This is a genomic window from Kluyvera sp. (assembly GCF_047971185.1).
Lineage (GTDB): Bacteria > Pseudomonadota > Gammaproteobacteria > Enterobacterales > Enterobacteriaceae > Kluyvera.
Genome location: NZ_JBKDZH010000015.1, coordinates 144,203 through 166,214, shown reverse-complemented (window position 1 = coordinate 166,214; position 22,012 = coordinate 144,203). Strand labels below are relative to the sequence as shown.

The 22,012-nt window shown below is 57.2% G+C and carries 14 protein-coding genes and 2 pseudogenes; 3 read left to right on the top strand and 13 right to left on the bottom strand.

Translation table 11 applies throughout. From position 1 onward, the window contains the following. Window positions 1-72: 72 nt before the first annotated feature. From eno to rlmD, 5 genes and pseudogenes are all read right to left on the bottom strand, one after another. A pseudogene (gene eno / locus ACK5JN_RS04090) lies at window positions 73-1,371 on the bottom strand (phosphopyruvate hydratase). Between the two features lie 79 nt (window positions 1,372-1,450). After that, window positions 1,451-3,088 (bottom strand): annotated as a pseudogene (gene pyrG / locus ACK5JN_RS04085) (glutamine hydrolyzing CTP synthase). 223 nt (window positions 3,089-3,311) lie between these two features. Then, window positions 3,312-4,103: a nucleoside triphosphate pyrophosphohydrolase gene (mazG, locus tag ACK5JN_RS04080; RefSeq protein ID WP_416868985.1), complete on the bottom strand. Its 792-nt coding sequence runs from the start codon at window positions 4,101-4,103 to the stop codon at window positions 3,312-3,314. Between the two features lie 61 nt (window positions 4,104-4,164). Further along, window positions 4,165-6,396 (bottom strand): GTP diphosphokinase, encoded by a 2,232-nt coding sequence (gene relA / locus ACK5JN_RS04075; protein ID WP_416868984.1) that lies wholly within the window; start codon window positions 6,394-6,396, stop codon window positions 4,165-4,167. Window positions 6,397-6,446: 50 nt separating this feature from the next. Next, window positions 6,447-7,745 carry a 23S rRNA (uracil(1939)-C(5))-methyltransferase RlmD gene (gene rlmD, locus ACK5JN_RS04070; RefSeq protein ID WP_416868983.1) on the bottom strand — a complete coding sequence of 433 codons (1,299 nt, stop codon included), beginning with the start codon at window positions 7,743-7,745 and terminating at the stop codon, window positions 6,447-6,449. Window positions 7,746-7,801: 56 nt separating this feature from the next. Between rlmD and barA the strand changes: the two genes are divergently transcribed. Beyond that, entirely contained in the window at window positions 7,802-10,555 is a 2,754-nt protein-coding gene (gene barA / locus ACK5JN_RS04065; protein ID WP_416868982.1) for a two-component sensor histidine kinase BarA, read from the top strand. A gap of 79 nt (window positions 10,556-10,634) precedes the next feature. Here the strand turns inward: barA and ACK5JN_RS04060 are convergent, their stop codons facing one another. From ACK5JN_RS04060 to syd, 8 genes are all read right to left on the bottom strand, one after another. After that, complete coding sequence (locus tag ACK5JN_RS04060) at window positions 10,635-11,774, bottom strand: glycerate kinase (protein WP_416868981.1); 1,140 nt, start codon at window positions 11,772-11,774, stop codon at window positions 10,635-10,637. Between the two features lie 86 nt (window positions 11,775-11,860). Beyond that, window positions 11,861-13,201, bottom strand: a complete 1,341-nt coding sequence (gudD, locus tag ACK5JN_RS04055) for a glucarate dehydratase (protein WP_416868980.1) — start codon at window positions 13,199-13,201, stop codon at window positions 11,861-11,863. Window positions 13,202-13,220: 19 nt separating this feature from the next. After that, window positions 13,221-14,561, bottom strand: a complete 1,341-nt coding sequence (locus tag ACK5JN_RS04050) for an enolase C-terminal domain-like protein (RefSeq protein WP_416868979.1) — start codon at window positions 14,559-14,561, stop codon at window positions 13,221-13,223. Further along, window positions 14,561-15,916, bottom strand: coding sequence for a galactarate/glucarate/glycerate transporter GudP (gudP, locus tag ACK5JN_RS04045; RefSeq protein WP_416868978.1), 1,356 nt, complete (start codon window positions 15,914-15,916; stop codon window positions 14,561-14,563). The genes ACK5JN_RS04050 and gudP overlap by 1 nt, the downstream gene beginning before the upstream one ends. Window positions 15,917-16,388: 472 nt before the next feature. Further along, a complete protein-coding gene (locus ACK5JN_RS04040) occupies window positions 16,389-16,832 on the bottom strand; it encodes a flavodoxin (protein ID WP_416868977.1) in 444 nt (147 codons plus the stop codon). A gap of 15 nt (window positions 16,833-16,847) precedes the next feature. After that, entirely contained in the window at window positions 16,848-17,630 is a 783-nt protein-coding gene (truC, locus tag ACK5JN_RS04035) for a tRNA pseudouridine(65) synthase TruC (protein WP_416868976.1), read from the bottom strand. After that, window positions 17,630-17,959, bottom strand: coding sequence for a YqcC family protein (locus ACK5JN_RS04030; protein ID WP_416868975.1), 330 nt, complete (start codon window positions 17,957-17,959; stop codon window positions 17,630-17,632). The genes truC and ACK5JN_RS04030 overlap by 1 nt, the downstream gene beginning before the upstream one ends. A 633-nt stretch (window positions 17,960-18,592) precedes the next feature. Further along, window positions 18,593-19,138 carry a SecY-interacting protein gene (gene syd, locus ACK5JN_RS04025; protein ID WP_416868991.1) on the bottom strand — a complete coding sequence of 182 codons (546 nt, stop codon included), beginning with the start codon at window positions 19,136-19,138 and terminating at the stop codon, window positions 18,593-18,595. Window positions 19,139-19,207: 69 nt separating this feature from the next. Between syd and queF the strand changes: the two genes are divergently transcribed. Beyond that, on the top strand, window positions 19,208-20,053 hold the full coding sequence (gene queF, locus ACK5JN_RS04020; protein ID WP_416868974.1) for an NADPH-dependent 7-cyano-7-deazaguanine reductase QueF: 846 nt from the start codon (window positions 19,208-19,210) through the stop codon (window positions 20,051-20,053). Between the two features lie 117 nt (window positions 20,054-20,170). Then, window positions 20,171-21,535, top strand: a complete 1,365-nt coding sequence (gene ppnN / locus ACK5JN_RS04015; RefSeq protein WP_416868973.1) for a nucleotide 5'-monophosphate nucleosidase PpnN — start codon at window positions 20,171-20,173, stop codon at window positions 21,533-21,535. Window positions 21,536-22,012: the final 477 nt, after the last annotated feature.

Below are 22,012 nucleotides of genomic sequence, written 5' to 3'. Positions count from 1 at the left end.
TCCTCTACTGCTTTAAGAGCATAAAAAAAACACGCCGCCGCGGGTTTTTACTTTAAGAGATAAAGAACAGGATTACGCCTGACATTTGCTCTCTATACGACCGTTGTACGGTGCAACTTCAACCAGAGCTACTACGATACGAATCAGCTTGTTGTAATTAGCAACACGCTCAGAACGGCTCATAGAACCTCTTGTGATCTGGCCTGCCGAGGTACCAACAGCCAGGTCAGCGATGGTAGCGTCTTCAGTATCGCCAGAACGGTGAGAGATGACAGCGGTATAGCCAGCGTCTTTCGCCATTTTGATCGCAGCCAGAGTTTCGGTCAGCGAACCGATCTGGTTGAATTTGATCAGAATGGAGTTAACGATGCCTTTTTCGATGCCTTCTTTCAGGATCTTGGTGTTGGTTACGTAGAGGTAGTCACGAACCATCTGGATTTTGTCGCCCTTTACTTTAGTCTGGTATGAGAAACCTTCCCAGTGAGACTAGTCCAGACCATCTTCGATGGACTCGATCGGGTACTGTTTGGTCTGTTCTTCCATGAAGTGAGTGAATTCTTCAGAGGTGAATGCTTTGTTGCCTTCGCCAGCCAGAACGTATTTACCGTCTTTGTAGAATTCAGATGCTGCACAGTCCATCGCCAGAGTGATGTCGGTGCCCAGCTCGTAGCCAGCAGCTTTAACAGCTTCAGCGATAACAGCCAGTGCTTCAGCGTTGGAACCCAGGTTCGGCGCGTAGCCGCCTTCGTCACCAACTGCAGTGTTCATACCTTTAGCTTTCAGAACTTTAGCCAGGTTATGGAACACTTCAGAACCCATACGTACGGCTTCTTTCAGGGATTTCGCGCCAACCGGCTGAATCATGAATTCCTGGATGTCGACGTTGTTGTCAGCGTGCTCACCGCCGTTGATGATGTTCATCATCGGAACCGGCATGGAGTATTTACCCGGGGTGCCGTTCAGTTCAGCGATGTGAGCGTACAGCGGCAGGCCTTTAGCGGCAGCAGCTGCTTTGGCGTTCGCCAGGGAAACAGCCAGGATTGCGTTCGCGCCGAAGTTGGATTTGTTCTCAGTACCGTCCAGATCGATCATGATCTTGTCGATGCCAGCCTGGTCTTTCGCATCTTTACCCAGCAGAGCGTCAGCGATCGGGCCGTTAACAGCAGCAACAGCTTTCAGTACGCCTTTACCCATGAAGCGGGATTTGTCGCCATCGCGCAGTTCCAGCGCTTCGCGGGAACCAGTAGAAGCACCTGACGGGGCAGCTGCCATACCGACGAAACCACCTTCCAGGTGTACTTCTGCTTCAACAGTCGGGTTACCACGGGAGTCGATGATTTCACGACCGATGATTTTAACGATTTTGGACATTAGGTTTTCCTCAGTACAAGTTAAACTAAAACTCCAGACAAACAACGCCCCTCGTGGGGCGCTGCCGTTCTAACTTTTCTTACTTCACCTGACGCTTCTGGTACTCGCTGGCGGCTTTCACAAAGCCAGCAAACAGCGGGTGCCCATCACGCGGCGTGGAAGTAAACTCCGGATGGAACTGACAAGCAACGAACCACGGGTGATTCGGAACTTCGATGATCTCGACCAACTGATCATCACCGGAACGGCCCGCAACGCGCAGACCTGCAGCTTCAATCTGTTTCAACAACATGTTGTTGACTTCATAGCGGTGACGGTGACGTTCAACGATAGTCGGCGCGCCGTACATCTGGCGAACCAGGCTGTCATCGCTGAGCTGGCACTGCTGCGCGCCAAGGCGCATGGTGCCGCCGAGATCGCTCTTTTCAGTACGAACTTCGACATTGCCTTCTTCATCACGCCATTCGGTAATGAGCGCCACAACCGGGTACTTACAGTCTGGCACAAATTCCGTAGAGTTGGCGTTGTCCATCCCCGCAACGTTGCGCGCGAACTCGATCAGCGCAACCTGCATACCCAGGCAAATGCCCAGATAAGGAATATTGTTTTCACGCGCATAGCGCGCGGTCGCGATCTTACCTTCTACGCCACGGTAGCCGAAGCCGCCAGGGATCAGGATAGCATCTAAATCTTTCAGAATTTCGACGCCGCGCGTTTCAACATCCTGCGAATCAATCAGCTTGATGTTGACGCTGACACGGGTTTTCAGACCGCCGTGTTACAGCGCTTCGATCACCGATTTGTAGGCGTCCGGCAGTTCAATGTACTTGCCGACCATACCAATCGTGACTTCGCCTGCCGGGTTCGCTTCTTCGTAGATAACCTGTTCCCATTCGGACAGATTCGCTTCCGGGCAGTTCAAGCTGAATCGTTTACAAATATAATCGTCCAGCCCCTGAGATTTCAACAGGCCTGGAATTTTATAAATGGAATCGACGTCTTTCAGAGAAATCACAGCCTTTTCCGGGACGTTACAGAACAATGCAATTTTTGCACGTTCGTTGGCCGGAATGGCGCGGTCGGAGCGGCAGACCAGGATGTCTGGCTGAATACCGATAGACAGCAGCTCTTTAACGGAGTGCTGGGTCGGTTTGGTTTTCACTTCACCCGCGGCAGCCATGTAAGGCACCAGCGTCAGGTGCATAAACAGCGCGTTCTCACGACCGATATCAACCGCTAATTGACGAATCGCCTCCAGGAACGGCAGAGATTCGATATCGCCGACGGTGCCGCCGATTTCAACCAGCACCACATCGTGGCCTTCGCCACCGGCAAGCACGCGCTCTTTGATCGCGTTGGTGATATGCGGGATAACCTGTACGGTCGCGCCCAGATAGTCGCCACGACGCTCTTTGCGCAGGACGTCTGAGTAGATACGGCCGGTAGTGAAGTTGTTGCGGCGAGTCATTTTGGTGCGGATGAAACGCTCGTAGTGACCCAGGTCCAGGTCGGTTTCAGCGCCGTCTTCGGTAACGAACACTTCCCCGTGTTGGATTGGGCTCATGGTACCAGGATCGACGTTGATATACGGATCCAGTTTCATCATGGTGACGTTAAGGCCACGGGCTTCAAGAATGGCTGCCAGGGAGGCTGCGGCAATGCCTTTACCCAGAGAGGATACGACCCCGCCGGTCACAAAAATATAGTTCGTTGTCATGCTGAACCTGAGAAGTTAGGGTGAAACGATGGAATAACCAGGACGGGAAAGTAGTATACCCGAACATGGCGAGCGCCACAAACTTTCATTCTCGCTCCTCAATCGCCGCAGAAACAAACATGGGGAGTGAGAAAATAGCCCCTTTTGGGTAAATGTTTTTGACGCAAATCAAGCGCTTGTCATTTAAGATTTCGCACTTTTCGCCCTTTATCGCAAAAATTCTTTAGAGATCATGTTCCTGCTGTTTTACCTGCTGCCAAACTTCTTCCATCACATTCAGGTCAACGCCGGTCATTTCCAGGCCTCGCTCCGCCACAATTCGCTCAACTTCACGGAAACGCCGCTCGAATTTTTCGTTGGCTTTTTGCAGCGCGGTCTCGGCTTTCACGCCCAGATGACGAGACAGGTTGACGGTAGCGAACAGCAGATCGCCCATCTCCTCTTCCAGTCTAGCTTCATCGACGACCGCCTGCCTGGCTTCGTCCATCACTTCATCAATCTCTTCGTACACTTTGTCCAGCACCGGACCCAGAGTGGTCCAGTCGAACCCTACCGCCGAGCAGCGCTTCTGAATTTTATGCGCCCGCATCAGTGCCGGGAACGCGCGGGGAATGTCGTCCAGCGCGGAGTACTGCGCCTTTTCGGCACGCTCGGCGGTTTTAATCTGCTCCCAGCGAGTAAGTACTTCCTCACTATTGCCCGCGCTGGCGTCGCCAAAGATGTGCGGATGACGACGTTCCAGCTTGTCGCTGATGGCGGCGCAAATATCGTTAAAATCGAAGCGCCCTTCTTCCTGGGCCATCTGGGCGTAAAACACCACCTGGAACAGCAGATCGCCCAGCTCGCCGCGCAGATCGTCAAAATCTTCGCGGGCAATGGCGTCAAGCACTTCATAGGTCTCTTCAAGGGTGTAGGGCGCGATGGAGCTGAACGTCTGCTCTTTATCCCACGGGCAGCCGTTTTCCGGGTCGCGCAGGCGCTGCATAATACCGAGCAGTCGGTCGATTTGATTCATGGTGTTTCCTTGCAAAAATAACGCGTTACCCTCCCCCGGTTGGGAGAGGGTAAAAGGGAGATTAACCGCCGTGCAGTCGACGTGCGTCGATGACGTCCGGCACCTGGTTCAGCTTGCCGAGCACGCGGCCCAGTACCTGCAGGTTGTAGATTTCAATCGTCATGTCGATAGTGGCCATCTGCTGGCGGGTATCGCTGCGGCTGGCGACGCCCAGCACGTTCACCTTCTCGTTGGCGAGAATGGTGGTGATGTCGCGCAGCAGGCCGCTGCGATCGTTGGCCTGCACCCGTACCACCAGCGAGTAGCCCGCCGAGTAGCTTTCGCCCCACACCGCGTCCACGATGCGCTCCGGCGCGTGCGACTGCAGCTCCGCCAGCTGTTCACAGTCCGCACGGTGCACGGAGATCCCGCGCCCCTGAGTGATAAAGCCGACGATTTCGTCGCCCGGAATCGGCTGGCAGCAGCGGGCGATGTGGTGCATCAGGTTACCAACCCCTTCCACCACCACGCGACCATTGTCTTTGCTGCGGTTCTGCGGCGTGTACGATTTCTGCTGCAGCTGTTTGAGGGCCGCGGCGTCCTGCTCGGCGGCGCTCGGCTTGTTGAACTGCGCCTGCAGGAAGTTCACCATCTGGTTGAGGCGAATATCGCCGCCGCCGATGGCCGCCAGCAGCTCTTCCACGTCGTTAAAGTTGTAGCGCGGCAGCAGGTGCTTTTCGGCTTCTTTAAGGCTGATGCCCAGATGCTCCTGCTCGTCGTCGAGGATCTGCCGCCCGGCCAGCACGTTCTTGTCTTTATCCTGTTTACGGAACCAGGCGTGAATTTTCGAACGCCCGCGGCTGGTCGTCACGTAGCCCAGGTTCGGGTTCAGCCAGTCGCGGCTTGGGTTCGGCTGCTTCTGGGTGATGATTTCAATCTGGTCGCCCATCTGCAGCTGATAGGTGAACGGCACAATGCGCCCGCCAATCTTCGCGCCGATGCAGCGGTGGCCGACGTCGCTGTGGATGTGGTAGGCAAAATCCAGCGGCGTGGAGCCGGCCGGCAGATCCACCACGTCGCCTTTTGGCGTAAACACGTAAACCCGGTCATCGAAGACCTGGCTGCGCACTTCGTCGAGCATTTCGCCCGAGTCGGCCATCTCTTCCTGCCACGCAATCAGTTTACGCAGCCAGGCGATGCGATCTTCATGGCCGGAGCGCGGACCGCTGGCGGTGCCTTCTTTGTACTTCCAGTGCGCGGCGACGCCCAGCTCGGCATCTTCATGCATCTGTTTGGTACGAATCTGGATCTCGACCGTTTTGCCGCCCGGCCCCAGCACCACGGTGTGGATAGACTGATAGCCGTTCGGTTTCGGGTTAGCCACATAGTCGTCGAACTCGTCCGGCAGGTGGCGATAGTGAGTGTGCACTATCCCCAGCGCGGCGTAGCAGTCCTGTAAACGCTCGGCGACGATGCGCACCGCACGCACGTCAAACAGCTCGTCAAATGCGAGGTGTTTTTTCTGCATTTTGCGCCAGATGCTGTAGATATGCTTCGGACGCCCGTAAACCTCGGCTTTGACCCCTTCGGTTTTCATTTCGCTGCGCAGGTGGCCGACGAACTCATTGATGTAATGCTCACGGTCGATACGACGCTCGTGCAGCAATTTGGCAATACGTTTGTACTCCGCCGGGTGCAGATAGCGGAAGCAGTAGTCTTCCAGCTCCCATTTGAGCTGGCCGATGCCGAGACGGTTAGCGAGCGGCGCGTAGATGTTGGTACACTCTTTCGCCGCCAGCACGCGTTCATCTTCCGGCGCGTCCTTCACTTCACGCAGATGGGCAATGCGCTCGGCCAGCTTAATGACCACGCAGCGGAAATCGTCAACCATCGCCAGCAGCATGCGGCGCACGTTGTCCACCTGTTCGGAGGAAACCGCGTCGGTATGGGTGGCTTTCAGCTGGCGAATAGCCGCCATGTCGCGCACGCCGTGAATCAGCGTCACCACCGACTGCCCGGCGCTCTCGCTGAGCACCTCTTCGCTCACCACGTTGGCGTCGACTAACGGGAACAGCAGCGCCGCGCGCAGCGTGTCGTTGTCCATACTCAGCGTGGAGAGGATTTCGACCATCTCCACCCCGCGCCACAGCATCAGCTCGGCGTCATCATGCCCCACGGTCTGGCGGCGACAATAATCCCAGGTCTCGGCTAAGCGTTCACACGACTGCTGGCTGGAAATACCCAGACTTGCGATCCATTTCTGTGGGTCAAATTCACCAGCTTTATTGAGATGTGCACTTCTTACCGCAACCATTGTCCTCTCCTTTCAGGGACCGGCCTGTCGAAGTCGACAAGCCACCGTTATTACCTACGCTCAAACAGCACCATAGATTCCTGGTGCCCAGTGTGCGGGAACATATCCAGCATTGCCAGACGCTGAATCTGGTAACCCGCCTTCAGCAACGCCTCGCTATCGCGCGCCAGCGTCGCCGGATTGCAGGAGACATACACCACCCGCGTCGGCGCTAATTTTATAACATGCTGCATCACGCCCGGTGCGCCCGCACGGGCAGGATCGAGTAAAACTTTGTCAAAACCGTGTTTCGCCCATGCCTGAAGTGTTACATCATCTTCCAGATTCTCGTGGAAGAAGGTGACATTTTGCAGGTGGTTCAGCTCGGCATTCTCACGCCCTTTGGCCACCAGCGCAGGCACGCCCTCGACGCCGACCACGCTGGCCGCGCGTTTCGCCAGCGGCAGCGTAAAGTTGCCCATCCCGCAGAACAGATCCAGCACCCGATCGGTGGGCTGCACGTCCAGCCAGGCCAGCGCCGTCGCCGCCATCTGCTGATTCACGCCGTCGTTGACCTGAATAAAATCGCGCGGGCTGAAGGTTAAGCGTAGCCCGTCTGAGGAATACCAGGGTGCTTCGCCGGTAACGCGTTCAAGTATGTCGCTTTCCGGCGCCAGATACAGCGCCACGCCGGAAGAATGCGAAAAGCGTTCCAGTTTTTCTTTGTCTTCGTGGTTAAGCGCCGCGGTGTGGCGCAGCACCATCAGCGGGCCGTTATCGGCGCTGACCAGCTCAACGTGCCCCAGATGGCGCTGGCCTTTCAGGCTGCTCAGGCATTCACGCACTGCGGGCAGTAGCGCCTCAAGACTGGGCGCCAAAATGGGGCATTGCACCACTTCAATGATATCGTTCGAGTTGGCCTTACGAAAACCCATCTGCAGACGCTGGTTTTTTGGCTGATAATTTAAGCTTAGCCGCGCGCGGCGGCGGTATCCCCAGGCTTCCCCGGCGATAACCTCCTCGACCTCGCGCTTCATTAACCGATTTAGCGCCGCGCGTTTGCTGCGCTGTTGTAGTGCAACCGACGCATGCTGCTGCTGGCAGCCGCCGCAAACGCCAAAATGCGGGCAGCGCGGCTCAACGCGCTCCGGGCTGTCGCTCAGCCGACGTTTTACCTGCCCGCGCGCGTACTGTTTTTTGTCTTCCGTCAGGGTGATTTCTGCGCGTTCTTCCGGCAGTAACCCATTGATGAATAATGCTTTACCGTTGTGGCGCGCCACCCCTTGCCCGAAGGGATCAAGATCGTTGACTGTCACGGTTATGATCTGGCGCGTCGTCACGCGCCGTTTTGCAGAGTAGAATTGCGCCATCGTAGAGATTTTTCTCAATCAAATATATTGCCCTGATTCTCCCACAACGGACCTCCATGACCAACTACAGCCTGCGTGCAAGAATGATGATTTTGATCCTGGCGCCGACCGTACTCATCGGTTTGCTGCTCAGTATCTTCTTCGTCGTACACCGCTATAACGACCTGCAGCGTCAACTGGAAGACGCTGGCGCCAGCATTATCGAGCCGCTTGCCGTCTCCAGCGAATACGGTATGAATTTGCAAAACCGTGAGTCGATAGGCCAGCTGATAAGCGTGCTGCATCGTCGCCATTCCGATATCGTGCGGGCGATTTCCGTTTATGACGAACACAACAAGCTGTTCGTCACCTCAAACTATCAGTTAGATCCGGGCGAGCTGCAGCTGCCGCGCGGGATGCCTTTCCCACGCAGGCTAAGCGTGACGCGCCATGGCGATATCATGATCCTGCGCACGCCGATTATCTCCGAGCACTACTCGCCGGATGAATCGCCGCAGTCGGACGCCAAAACGCCGGTCAATATGCTCGGCTACGTGGCGCTGGAGCTGGATCTCAAATCGGTACGCCTTCAGCAGTACAAAGAGATTTTTATCTCCAGCGTGATGATGCTGTTCTGTATCGGCATCGCGCTGATCTTCGGCTGGCGGCTGATGCAGGACGTCACCGGGCCGATACGTAATATGGTCAATACCGTTGACCGCATCCGCCGCGGCCAGCTCGACAGCCGCGTCGAGGGCTTTATGCTCGGCGAGCTGGACATGCTGAAAAACGGCATCAACTCGATGGCGATGTCGCTGGCCGCCTACCACGAGGAGATGCAGCACAACGTCGACCAGGCCACCTCGGACCTGCGTGAAACGCTGGAGCAGATGGAGATTCAGAACGTCGAACTGGATCTGGCCAAAAAGCGCGCCCAGGAAGCGGCGCGCATCAAGTCCGAGTTCCTCGCCAACATGTCGCACGAGCTGCGTACGCCGCTCAACGGCGTGATTGGCTTTACCCGCCTGACGCTGAAAACCGAGCTTAACCCGACCCAGCGCGACCACCTCAATACCATCGAACGGTCGGCCAACAACCTGCTGGCCATCATCAACGACGTGCTCGACTTCTCCAAGCTGGAAGCGGGCAAGCTGCTGCTGGAGAGCATCCCGTTCCCGCTGCGCAGTTCGCTGGATGAAGTGGTGACGCTGCTGGCGCATTCGGCCCACGATAAGGGGCTGGAGCTGACGCTGAATATTAAAAACGACGTGCCGGACAACGTCATCGGCGACCCGCTGCGCTTGCAGCAGGTGATCACCAACCTGGTGGGCAACGCCATCAAGTTCACCGAGAACGGCAACATTGACGTGCTGGTCGAGCAGCGCGCGGTCAGTAACAACAAGGTGCAGGTTGAGGTACAGATCCGCGATACCGGCATCGGTATTCCGGAGCGCGATCAGTCGCGGCTGTTCCAGGCCTTCCGCCAGGCCGACGCCAGCATCTCCCGCCGCCACGGCGGTACCGGGCTGGGGCTGGTGATCACGCAAAAACTGGTGCGCGAGATGGGCGGCGATATCTCCTTCCACAGCCAGCCAAACCGTGGCTCTACCTTCTGGTTTAACATCAACCTGGATCTTAACCCGAACGTAATGACCGACGGGCCGGATACCAGCAGCCTGGCGGGTAAACGTATTGCCTACGTGGAGGCTAACGCCGCCGCGGCGCAGGCGACGCTGGACATGCTGGCCACCACGCCGCTGGAAGTGGTCTACGCGGTGAGCATCGCCGCGCTGCCGGCAGAGTTTTACGACATTCTGCTGGTTGCGGTGCCGGTCTCGGTGCGCGACCTCAGCATTCACCGCGACAAGCTCAATACTGCCCTCGGCATGACCGATCATCTGGTGCTGGCGCTACCGTGCCACGCGCAGGTTGACGCCGAGTCGCTGAAGAAAAATGGTGCGGCGGCCTGCCTGCTGAAGCCGCTCACCGTCACCCGCCTGTTGCCGGTACTGCTGCAGTTCAGCCGCAGTACCCCCACCCAGGTGACGCTACCGGTGACCGAGCATCGCCTGCCGATGACGGTCATGGCGGTTGACGATAACCCGGCCAACCTGAAGCTGATTGGCGCGCTGCTGGACGATCAGGTGCAGCACGTCGAGCTGTGTGAAAGCGGTCAACAGGCCATTGAGTGCGCCAAACAGATGAAGTTCGACCTGATTCTGATGGATATCCAGATGCCGGATATCGACGGTATCCGCGCCTGTGAGCTGATTCGCCAGCTGCCGCACCAGCAGCAAACGCCGGTGATCGCGGTCACCGCCCACGCGCTGGCCGGGCAGAGAGAGAAGCTGCTGACCGCCGGGATGAACGATTATCTGGCGAAACCGATTGAAGAGAGCCGCCTGCACGACCTGCTGTTGCGCTATAAGCCGGGGGTGATTTCGCCTCCGCGTCCGGTGAAGTCCGAGCCGGTCGAGCCGCCGGTCGATCTTAACGCCACGCTGGACTGGCAGCTGGCGCTGCGTCAGGCCGCCTACAAGCCGGATCTGGCGCGGGAAATGCTGCAGATGTTGATCAACTTCCTGCCGGAAGTGCGCAACAAAGTGGAAGAACAGCTGGTCGGCGAAGAGCCGGAGAACCTGGTGGATGCGATCCACAAACTGCACGGTAGCTGCGGCTACAGCGGCGTCCCGCGTCTTAAGCATCTGTGCCAACTGATTGAAAGCCAGCTGCGCAGCGGCACCCCGGCGGAAGAGCTAGAGCCGGAGCTGCTGGAACTGCTGGATGAGATGGACAACGTGACGCGCGAAACGCGCAAAATGTTGGGTTAGTGTGGCCCCGGGGTCGGCGTAAACGCCTCGCCGGGTCATTTTTACAGTAGCCCGGCCGAGCGCAGCGACGCCGGGAAACTTACATCCGCTGCCCCATCTGCATCACCGCCGCGATATTCCGCGCCGCCATTCGTACGTTAGCCCCGGCTTCCGCCAGCGCCTCGTCGAGGGAACAAATGCGATAAATCACGCTGAATACCGCATCCAGCCCGTGCTGGTGCACGACGCCGACGTCCGCCGTCAGGCTACCGGCAATACCAATCACCGGAATCTGATAGCGTTTAGCCACCCGCGCCACCCCCACCGGTACCTTGCCGTGAATGGTCTGGCTGTCGATACGCCCTTCACCGGTGATCACCAAATCGGCATCTGCCACCAGCGTATCCAGATGCAGCGCTTCCGTCACAATATCAATTCCCGGGCGCAGCTTCGCGCCGCAGAATGCATACAGCGCCGCGCCCATACCGCCCGCCGCGCCGCCGCCTTCCAGCGCCAGCACGTCGAGATCCAAATCCTGGGCAATACGCTCGGCATAGTGCGCCAGCGCCTCATCGAGCTGTTTCACCATCTCCGGCGTCGCCCCTTTCTGCGGGCCAAACACCACCGAGGCCCCTTCATCACCGATAAGCGGATTGGTGACGTCACAGGCAACGTCGATCTGGCAGCGCGCCAGGCGTGAGTCCAGGCCGCTGATATCAATCTTCGCCAGCGTCGCCAGCCCCGCGCCGCCGGGCGCGATGGCCTGCCCTTCGGCGGTGAGCAGCTTCGCGCCTAACGCCTGCACCATGCCCGCACCGCCGTCGTTGGTGGCGCTGCCGCCAAGGCCGATGATGATCCGCGTGACGCCGCGATCCAGCGCATGGCGAATCAGCTCGCCGGTGCCCCACGAAGTGGTTTTCAGCGGGTTACGCCGTGCTGGCGGTAAAAGCTCCAGCCCGCTGGCCGCCGCCATTTCAATAAACGCACAGCGTTCATCGCCAGAAATACCGTAAAAGCCCGCCACCGATTCGCCGAGCGGGCCGGTCACCTCAACCTCAATCACGCGGCCCTGGGTTGCCGCCACCATGGCCTCAACGGTCCCTTCACCGCCGTCAGCAACCGGCAGCTTGATGTACTCGGCATCCGGGTAAATCTCCCGAAAACCCGCTTCTATCGCGCTGGCGACCTCAAGGGCGCTCAGGCTTTCCTTGTACGAGTCCGGGGCAATCACAATCTTCATAGGTCGTCCTTACGCAAAGTAGCGGCAGTGTTCTACGCACCGCAATACGCAGAAAACTGCCGACTCCCACGGAGTCGGCATCATGCTTAGCGCACCATACACGGACGCTTGTTATCAAAGGTCCAGTTCGGGATCAGATACTGCATACCCATCGCATCGTCACGCGCGCCAAGGCCGTGCTTTTTGTACAGCTCGTTGGCCTTCATCACCTGGTCCATATCCAGCTCGACGCCCAGACCCGGTTTGTTCGGCACCTGCACCATACCGCCTTTGATTTCAAACGGTTCTTTGGTCAGTCGCTGGTTACCTTCCTGCCAAATCCAGTGGGTGTCAATGGCGGTGATTTTGCCCGGCGCGGCGGCGGCCACGTGGGTAAACATTGCCAGCGAAATATCAAAGTGGTTATTGGAGTGTGAGCCCCAGGTCAGGCCGAATTCATGGCACATCTGCGCCACGCGCACCGAGCCCTGCATGGTCCAGAAGTGCGGATCCGCCAGCGGAATATCCACCGATTGCAGCGACAAAGTATGACCCATCTGACGCCAGTCGGTGGCGATCATGTTGGTGGCGGTCGGCAGACCGGTGGCGCGGCGGAATTCCGCCATCACTTCACGGCCGGAGAAGCCCTGCTCGGCGCCGCACGGATCTTCCGCGTAGGCCAGCGATCCTTTCAGGTACTTACCGATCTTGATCGCCTCATCCAGCGACCATGCGCCGTTCGGATCCAGCGTCACGCGCGCCTGCGGGAAGCGTTTCGCCAGCGCGACGATTGATTCCGCCTCTTCTTCACCCGCCAGCACGCCACCCTTCAGTTTGAAGTCATTGAAGCCGTATTTTTCATACGCCGCTTCCGCCAGGCGCACCACCGCGTCCGGGGTCATCGCCTCGTCGTGGCGCAGGCGGTACCAGTCGCACTGCTCATCCGGCTGGCTCTGATACGGCAGCGGCGTGGCCTTGCGGTTACCGACAAAGAACAGATAGCCGAGCATTTCGACTTCGCTGCGCTGCTGACCGTCACCGAGCAGCGAGGCGACGTTAACCCCCAGGTGCTGACCCAGCAGGTCAAGCATCGCCGCTTCGATACCGGTCACTACGTGAATGGTGGTACGCAGGTCGAAGGTTTGCAAACCGCGGCCGCCCGCATCGCGATCGGCGAAAGTGTTACGCACGCCGTTGAGCACATTTTTGTACTCGCCGAGGGTTTTGCCCACCACCAGCGGGATCGCGTCTTCCAGGGTGGTGCGAATTTTTTCGCCGCCCGGGATTTCGCCGACGCCGGTATGGCCCGCGTTGTCTTTGATCACCACGATATTACGGGTGAAAAACGGCGCGTGGGCACCGCTCAGGTTCATCAGCATGCTGTCGTGGCCGGCTACCGGGATCACCTGCATGGAAGTCACAACGGGCGTTGAAGTATGAATGGTCATTGTTCAATCCTTTATTAAATTAGCGGCGGCCGAAAACGGGACGTTTGCGGTCAAAAGTCCAGCCAGGAATCAGATACTGCATCGGGCCCGCGTCATTGCGCGCGCCGCCGGGCAGCTTTTTATAGGCTTCATGCGCCTTATGGATCTGTTCCCAGTCCAGTTCCACACTCAGGCCGGGCGCGTCGGGTACGGCAATTTTGCCGTCCTTAATCTGTAACGGATTGCGGGTCAGGCGGGCGTCGCCTTCCTGCCAAATCCAGTGCGTATCGATGGCGGTCGGGTTACCCGGCGCGGCGGCGCCGACGTGGGTAAACATCGCCAGGGAAATATCAAAATGGTTATTGGAGTGGCAGCCCCAGGTCAGGCCCCACTCGTCGCACAGCTGCGCCACGCGCACGGCCCCGGAGAGTGTCCAGAAGTGCGGGTCGGCCAGCGGGATATCGACGGCGTTGAGCATCACCGCGTGGCCCATCTCGCGCCAGTTGGTGGCGATCATATTGGTTGCCACCGGCAGGCCGGTGGCACGACGGAATTCCGCCATCACTTCGCGGCCCGAAAAGCCTTGTTCCGCACCGCACGGATCTTCCGCATAAGTCAGCACGTCACTAAGGCCTTTGCACAGCGATATAGCCTCGTCCAGCAGCCATGCGCCGTTGGGGTCAACCGTGATACGCGCATCCGGGAACTGCTTTTTCAGCGCCCGTGCGGATTCAATTTCCTGCTCGCCCGGCAGCACGCCGCCCTTCAGCTTGAAGTCTTTGAAGCCGTAGCGATCCTGCGCCGCCTGCGCCAGGCGCACCACCGCATCGCTGCTCAGCGCTTCCTGGTGGCGCAGATGGTACCACTCGTGGCTGCCCGGCGTACTTTCCAGATACGGCAAATCGGTTTTCGTGCGGTCGCCGATATAGAACAGATAGCCCAGCACCGTGACCGCATCACGCTGCTTGCCCGGCCCCAGCAGTTCGCAGACGGGAACGTTCAGGGCCTTGCCCAGCAGGTCGAGCAGCGCCGCTTCCAGCGCCGCCACCGCGTTAACGCGCAGCTCAAAGGTCCACGCGCCTTTGCCGAAGGTGTCAAAGTCCGCCGACTGGTTACCCTTGTGCACCCGCTGCACCACTTTGTTAAGGCGGGCGATCTCCTGGCCCAGCACCAGCGGAATGGCGTCGACCAGCGTCTGGTAGATAACCTCGCCGCCCGGCGCTTCCCCGACGCCGGTATGACCGGCGCTGTCGGTGAGAACCACGATATTGCGTGTAAAGTAAGCGTTATGCGCGCCGCCGATATTCAGCAGCATACTGTCGTGCCCGGCGACCGGGATCACCTTCATGTCGGTGACGACGGGGCTTGATTGCGTATTCATTATGCGCGTCCTGTTACGGGTTTAAGTTCCACACGTTTGATATCGCCAACCAGCACCAGGTAGCTGAGGATCGCCACCAGCGCATGCACCCCCACATAAATCAGCGCGCCGTTGAAGGAGCCGGTGGTGCCGACGATATAGCCAATGGCGATAGGCGTGACGATGCCGGAAATATTGCCGAACATATTGAACAGGCCGCCGGACAGGCCGCTGATCTCTTTCGGCGCGGTATCCGCCATCACCGCCCAGCCCAGGGCGCCGATGCCTTTACCGAAGAAGGCCATCGCCATAAAGCCGATAATCATCCATTCCGCGTTAACGTAGTTGCAGAACACCATCACCATCGACAGCAGCATCCCCAGCACGATAGGCGTTTTACGCGCCACGTTGAGCGAACCGGTACGGCGCATCAGCCAGTCTGAGATAATCCCGCCGAGCACGCCGCCCGCAAAGCCGCACACTGCCGGAACCGAAGCAACAAAGCCGGCTTTCAGAATCGACATACCGCGCGCCTGTACCAGGTAAACCGGGAACCAGGTGATAAAGAAGTAGGTTAACGCATTAATGCAGTACTGGCCGATATACACGCCAATCATCATGCGCGAGCCGAGCAGCTGCTTAATCTGCCCCCACTTCACGCTGAACGGGACCTTCGCCGCGCCAGCTTTCTGATCCATATTGATCAGCGCGCCGCCCGCGGCAATGTACTCCAGCTCTTGCTTGTTAACACCGGGATGCTGGTTTGGCTCATAGATCACTTTCAGCCAGATAAAGCTGATCACAATCCCCAGCCCGCCCATAAAGAAGAAGACGTGCGACCAGCCCACCTCGTGGGTCAGCCAACCCATAATTGGCGCGAAAATCACGGTCGCGAAATATTGTGCGGAGTTAAAAATCGCCACCGCCGTGCCCCTCTCCTGCGCCGGAAACCAGGCCGCAACGATACGGCTGTTGCCGGGGAAGGATGGCGATTCAGCAAGTCCTACCAGGAAGCGAAGGGTGAACAGCGCGATAATAATGCCAAAGCCGCTGAAGATATCGACAAAGCCCTGTAACAGGGTGAAACCTGACCAGATGAAAATGGACCAGAAGTAGACGCGCTTAGAGCCAAAGCGGTCAAGCAGCCAGCCGCCGGGGATCTGGCCGATGACATAAGCCCATGAGAAAGCGGAAAAAACGTAACCCATGCCAACCGCATCCAGCCCGATATCTTTGGCCATTTCCGAGCCAGCGATCGAGAGGGTGGCGCGGTCGCCGTAGTTGAAAGAGGTGACGATAAACAGCATCACCACAATCCAGTAGCGGGCGTTAGTCCGTTTTTCAACGGCGCTCGCGGAATGACTTAATGAACTCATTGTTGTACTCCTGAATTATAGCTTTTCGCTACATCCATTCTGAACAGCACAACCTGTAGGGTAATCAGAATGACGTATTTGTGTTTTTTTGCAGCAGGTCGTTGCGCTGCTGCTTTTTTGTAACTGGCAGGAAAAGTATAAAAAGAGGATTACGCTGACTCACCGTTCAAACGCACAGCATTTACGCTGAAAAATCGATGTATTTTAAGCATTCGCCTAATCGACTGGATATCAGCTCACGAAACTGAAAAACTCAGCGCGCGGATTAAGGCAGGAAGACAGGAGCGTGAAACGGTTCACTTGACGTTGTGTAAACGCCAGGGAAAAGCGCGGAAGAAGACGTTATTTTGCGGGCAAAAGCACGAAGTGCAGCCGGACGCGGCTTGTTATGATCTTAAAGGTCGTTGATATACAAAGGATTGGCTGGCAGCAAGCGCAAGGAGGCCCTCTACGTAGGGAGAGGGCAGCCCTGTTATTTTAGCAACGTCGCCCACTGCTCAACCCAAGGATTGGAGACGCTCTCCGGTTCCGGGTCTTCTGAAGCATCAATCATCAGCATATCGCCAATACGCTGCGCGCCCTGCTCCTGCAACAGCGCATCAAAGCGCTTGCCGCCGCCGCAAAAATTAGCGTAGGTGCTGTCGCCCAGCGCGATAATGCCGTAGCGCAGATGCGGCTGGTACATATCCTGGAGATCGTTAAACAGCGGCACGATGCTATCCGGCAGATCGCCCTGCCCGGTGGTCGAGGTGACCACCAGCGCGTATTTTCCGGTGTAGCTCTCCCAATCGGCGATGGTCGGGTCTTCAAACACTTTCGCCTGATGCCCAAGTCCGCCGAGAATGGTTTCCGCTTCTTCCGCCACCAACAGCGAATTGCCGTACATGGTGCCGACAAAAATCCCTACTTCAGCCATGATTTAACTCCCTGTTTACTTCTGGATAGCTTCATCCTGACCGCAGTCGGCGACAAACTCAACCCTTTCATTCTCAGGGAGAAGTCCGCGCCAGCCGAAATGTGATAGCGCCTGCATCCAGACGTCGTCCAGCCCGGCGCGAATCGTCAGCGGCTCGCCGGTAAACGGATGGGTCATCGAGAGTTCGCTGGCGTGCAGCATCAGGCGGTTGCAGCCAAAATGCTCTGCCGCGCTGCGGTTCTGGCGCAGATCGCCGTGCTTGCTGTCACCGAGAATCGGATGACGCAGGTGCGCCAGATGGCGGCGCAGCTGGTGCTTGCGGCCGGTTTTCGGATCCAGCTCAACCAGCCCGTAGCGGGTGGTCGGGTAGCGGCCCGTCGCCACCGGCATTTCCACCATCGCCATACCGCGGTAGTGCGTCACCGCCGGCTGTGGGTCTTTATTCTCACGGGCAAACTTATCGGCGATTTTATCCAGCTCTTCCACCAGCGGGTAATCCAGCACCGCCTCATCGGTGAGCCAGCCGCGCACGATGGCGTGGTAGCGCTTTTGAATCTGGTGCTGTTCGAACTGCTGCGACAGCAGACGCCCAGCCTCGCTGGACAGCCCCATCAGCAGCACGCCGGAGGTCGGGCGGTCGAGGCGATGGGCGGTGAAGACGTGCTGGCCAATCTGGTCGCGCACCGTCTGCATCACCACCACTTTTTCATCGCGGTCGAGCCAGCTGCGGTGAACCAGCCAGCCGGACGGTTTATTGACCGCCACCAGCCACTCGTCCTGGTAGATAATTTCCAGCATCAGTCGGCGTCGCTCGTAAAGAAGGCATCCAGCTGCTCCAGCGGCGGCAGGATAATGGCGCGCAGCGGGTGCGCGGCGTCGAGCGCCATCTCGTAATACGGGGCGATAGCAAAATCTTTCGGCAGCGGCATTTCGCTGTCCAGCAGCTGATGCATGCGCGGGATCAGCACCCATTGCAGCCACTCCAGCGGCTCCAGGGTATCCATACAGAACGGCTGGTCGCTGGCAAAGGCGCTGTCGTGCGGCGCGGTATCCTGCCAGTGCTGATGCTCCCGGAGCAGAGTCTCAATAAGCAGTAGTTGGTCGCGTAGGCTGTCGTGGCGTGTCATGGAAACCTCAGAGGAAACAAAATCGCGCGCAGGATATCACTTGTTGGCGGGAAACAAAAAAAAGGGAGCACTGTAAAAACAGTGCTCCCGGTTCGTTTCGCAGCAATCCAGCTACTTTTGGTGCTCCCTGCTCGTCCGTGACAACTTTTCCTATGGTCTCCTGACCTGTTCGTCCCTAAACGGTTGCATCCTGCATCACACCACCCCGATGTGATTTCACCCAATCCTTGAGTGTGTCCCGATCTTCCTGATCCACCAGATATCCTGTCTGGCTCTCGTTCTCCGTCCTGGAGGTGTCCTTTAACGCGTTCCTGCGCTATCCTCTTGCTTCATCCTGAAGCCTTTCCTTGAATCACCTTCCCGGTGTGTCCTATGAAGCGTCATCATCCTGATGTTCACTTCATTGTGCGACTCCCTGTCGACGTAGATAGAATCCGCTATTTCGCTTCGTCTTACAAGCGCCTCTCAGGCAAACCCTTAAGGCTTACAGACGGGAAATATGCCATTTAAAATAACTATATTATTGATATAAAAGGTAATTACTAAAACGCAGGGATAAGAGTCTTACTTATAATCTGGCGATCTCTCACAGTGCGTGTAAGAGATCTCTCACAAAGGGATGGGCAAACTGTCTTACAGAATCGGCTGAAGTTGAGTCAGGAAACTCGCAAGGGAGGAGGCCAGCGGCAGACGATTACGCGTTCCGAGCGTCTCTTTGACCACTTCACCGGTCACGTTGCAGACGGAAATCACGTCAAGCTCGCTGTCCAGCGTAGCGATAAACAGCGTTGGCGATAGCTTCAGGCGCTTTTGCGTCACCAGGTGACCAATCAGGTTTTCCTGCACGCGGCGGAAGTCGTCGGGGCTCCACACCTGCAGCAGCGTCAGGGCTTCCCCCATGAAAAGCGCTTGCATATCACCCGCATACTGAGTGGTATAATAGGTGTGAATGGGTTGTTGTACCACAATATCCATCGCCCGTTCAACGCCATTTACATTCTGTTCACCGTCAAAATCCTGCGGCTGCCAGAAGACCGCCTCGCCGGTGGTCGAAACCTGGCACGGCGACGGAATGCCGTAAAGCTCTTCGCTGCGCGGCAGGCTGTTGTAGGTGCGCTGCCAGGCATCGCAATAGCGTTGGGTAAAGGCGTGTAATGCGTCTGCAGTCTGCTGATCCACGAATTTCTCTCTTCTGGTTAGCCAGGATACACTAGAAGCCATAGTGTACCTGCTTTATAACGGTGAAACATGTCTTCTTATGATAACCATCAGGCGCTTGCCGGCCTGACGCTCGGTAAAACCACGGATTACCGCGATACCTACGACGCCAGCCTGTTACAGGGCGTTCCGCGCAGCCTCAACCGCGACCCGCTCGGTCTGCACGCCGATTCCCTGCCCTTCCACGGCGCGGACATCTGGACGCTGTACGAGCTTTCCTGGCTTAACGCCAAAGGGCTGCCGCAGGTAGCGGTCGGCCACGTCGAGCTGAGCCACGATACGGTGAACCTGGTGGAGTCGAAAAGCTTCAAGCTCTACCTCAACAGCTTCAACCAGACGCGCTTTGCCAGCTGGGAAGCCGTACAGGAGACGCTGCAACGTGACCTGAGCGCCTGCGCGCAGGGCAACGTTAGCGTGGCGCTGTATCGCCTTGATGAGATCGAAGGCCAGCCTATCGCCCACTTCCACGGCAGCTGCATTGACGACCAGGATATCGAGATTGATAACTATCAGTTCAACGCCGACTACCTCGACGGCGCGGCCGGTCAGAAGGTCGTGCAGGAAACGCTGGTCAGCCACCTGCTGAAATCCAACTGCCTGATCACCCACCAGCCGGACTGGGGCTCAGTGCAAATTCAGTATCGCGGCCCGCAGATCGATCGTGAAAAGCTGCTGCGCTATCTGGTCTCTTTCCGTCACCACAACGAGTTCCACGAGCAGTGCGTCGAGCGCATCTTTAACGATATCCTGCGTTTCTGCGCGCCGGAAAGCCTCAGCGTCTACGCGCGCTACACTCGCCGCGGCGGTCTGGACATCAACCCATGGCGGGCAAACGGTGAATTTGTGCCGGCCATTGGCCGCCTGGTGCGCCAGTAACCTGAACAATTTATCAATATTGCGCACATTGTTCCGCGTCTGAGGTTGTCGTAAGCAAGCCAGCGAGGCTATTGTAATCAACAGGGAAGACGATTTTCGTCCCGTTAAGGAGTTCACTTGATTACACATATTAGCCCGCTTGGCTCGATGGATATGTTGTCGCAGCTGGAAGTCGACATGCTTAAACGCACGGCCAGCACCGACCTGTATCAATTGTTTCGTAACTGCTCATTGGCCGTACTGAATTCAGGCAGCCTGACCGACAACAGTAAAGAACTGCTGTCCCGCTTCGAAAGCTTCGATATTAACGTGCTGCGCCGCGAACGTGGCGTGAAGCTGGAGCTGATAAATCCGCCGGAAGAGGCGTTCGTTGACGGGCGCATCATCCGCTCATTGCAGGCCAACCTGTTTGCGGTGCTACGCGATATTCTGTTCGTCTACGGGCAGATTCATAACACCGTCCGTTTCCCAAATCTGGATCTGGAAAGTTCTACCCACATCACCAACCTGGTCTTTTCCATTCTGCGCAACGCGCGCGCGCTGCACGTCGGCGAAGCGCCGAGCATGGTGGTATGCTGGGGCGGCCACTCCATCAACGAAAATGAATACCTGTACGCCCGTCGCGTGGGCAACCAGCTTGGCCTGCGCGAGCTGAACATCTGCACCGGTTGCGGCCCGGGCGCGATGGAAGCGCCAATGAAGGGCGCCGCGGTGGGTCACGCACAGCAGCGCTATAAAGAAGGGCGTTTTATCGGCATGACCGAGCCCTCCATTATTGCCGCCGAGCCGCCTAACCCGCTGGTCAACGAGCTGATCATCATGCCGGATATCGAAAAACGCCTCGAAGCGTTCGTGCGTATCGCCCACGGCATTATTATCTTCCCGGGCGGCGTGGGCACGGCGGAAGAACTGCTGTATCTGCTGGGCATCCTGATGAACCCGGCCAATAAAAACCAGGTGCTGCCGCTGATCCTCACCGGCCCGAAAGAGAGCGCCGACTACTTCCGCGTGCTCGACGAGTTCGTGGTTCACACGCTGGGCGAAGGCGCGCGTCGTCACTATAAGATCATCATTGACGATGAAGTAGAAGTCGCGCGCCAGATGAAAAAAGCGATGCCGCTGGTGAAAGAGAACCGTCGTGACACCGGCGATGCCTACAGCTTCAACTGGTCGATGCGCATCGCGCCGGACTTGCAGATGCCGTTTGAGCCGTCGCACGAGAACATGGCTAACCTCAAGCTTTACCCGGACCAGCCGGTTGAAGTACTGGCCGCCGACCTGCGCCGCGCCTTCTCAGGCATCGTGGCGGGTAACGTTAAAGAAGTGGGCATTCGCGCCATTGAAGAGTTCGGTCCGTACAAAATTCACGGCGATAAAGAGATGATGCGCCGGATGGACGAACTGCTGCAGGGCTTTGTGGCCCAGCACCGCATGAAATTGCCCGGCTCCGCGTACATCCCCTGCTACGAAATTTGCGCCTGACGCCCAGACGCAGCGTAATTCGCTATTCCCCCGGCGGGTTTCTCCGCCGGGTTTCCACAAAAAATCATACCCAATGACACACTATCGCCCTACAGCCAATCGTTTGCGTACAAGATTCGGCCGCATATTATTAGCAATAATTATGATTGAGCGCTAAAAAACGCCATTTTCGTCATTTTTATCAGCAAAAACATCGTATTTACCCCCTCCCCCATTTACCACACATACTGCTAATGCTAGCCTTCGCGACCATAAATTTTCGCTTAAAAGGTAATTACAGGAAAAACACCTGCAATTACCCCTGCTAAAAGTGAATTATTACATTTGGGATCATGATCACTGATACATTTACCAGTTAAATGTACATTTGCGCTCGTCGAAAAGGGTGTTGGGTAAAAATCACAAAAAAACCAACACTTCTAAAATTTAATATTACGTTTTTTATTTTTTTCACTTTATTTGACTAAAAAATTAGCA

Excerpts from the sequence above, each read along its gene's own strand:
- mazG (WP_416868985.1), bottom strand. The coding sequence starts at position 4,103 with ATGAATCAAATCGACCGACTGCTCGGTATTATGCAGCGCCTGCGCGAC.
- ACK5JN_RS04050 (WP_416868979.1), bottom strand. The coding sequence starts at position 14,561 with ATGAATACGCAATCAAGCCCCGTCGTCACCGACATGAAGGTGATCCCG.
- gudD (WP_416868980.1), bottom strand. The coding sequence starts at position 13,201 with ATGACCATTCATACTTCAACGCCCGTTGTGACTTCCATGCAGGTGATC.
- ACK5JN_RS04060 (WP_416868981.1), bottom strand. The coding sequence starts at position 11,774 with ATGAAGATTGTGATTGCCCCGGACTCGTACAAGGAAAGCCTGAGCGCC.
- truC (WP_416868976.1), bottom strand. The coding sequence starts at position 17,630 with ATGCTGGAAATTATCTACCAGGACGAGTGGCTGGTGGCGGTCAATAAA.
- rlmD (WP_416868983.1), bottom strand. The coding sequence starts at position 7,745 with ATGGCGCAATTCTACTCTGCAAAACGGCGCGTGACGACGCGCCAGATC.
- relA (WP_416868984.1), bottom strand. The coding sequence starts at position 6,396 with ATGGTTGCGGTAAGAAGTGCACATCTCAATAAAGCTGGTGAATTTGAC.
- ACK5JN_RS04040 (WP_416868977.1), bottom strand. The coding sequence starts at position 16,832 with ATGGCTGAAGTAGGGATTTTTGTCGGCACCATGTACGGCAATTCGCTG.
- gudP (WP_416868978.1), bottom strand. The coding sequence starts at position 15,916 with ATGAGTTCATTAAGTCATTCCGCGAGCGCCGTTGAAAAACGGACTAAC.
- queF (WP_416868974.1), top strand. The coding sequence starts at position 19,208 with ATGTCTTCTTATGATAACCATCAGGCGCTTGCCGGCCTGACGCTCGGT.
- barA (WP_416868982.1), top strand. The coding sequence starts at position 7,802 with ATGACCAACTACAGCCTGCGTGCAAGAATGATGATTTTGATCCTGGCG.
- ACK5JN_RS04030 (WP_416868975.1), bottom strand. The coding sequence starts at position 17,959 with ATGACACGCCACGACAGCCTACGCGACCAACTACTGCTTATTGAGACT.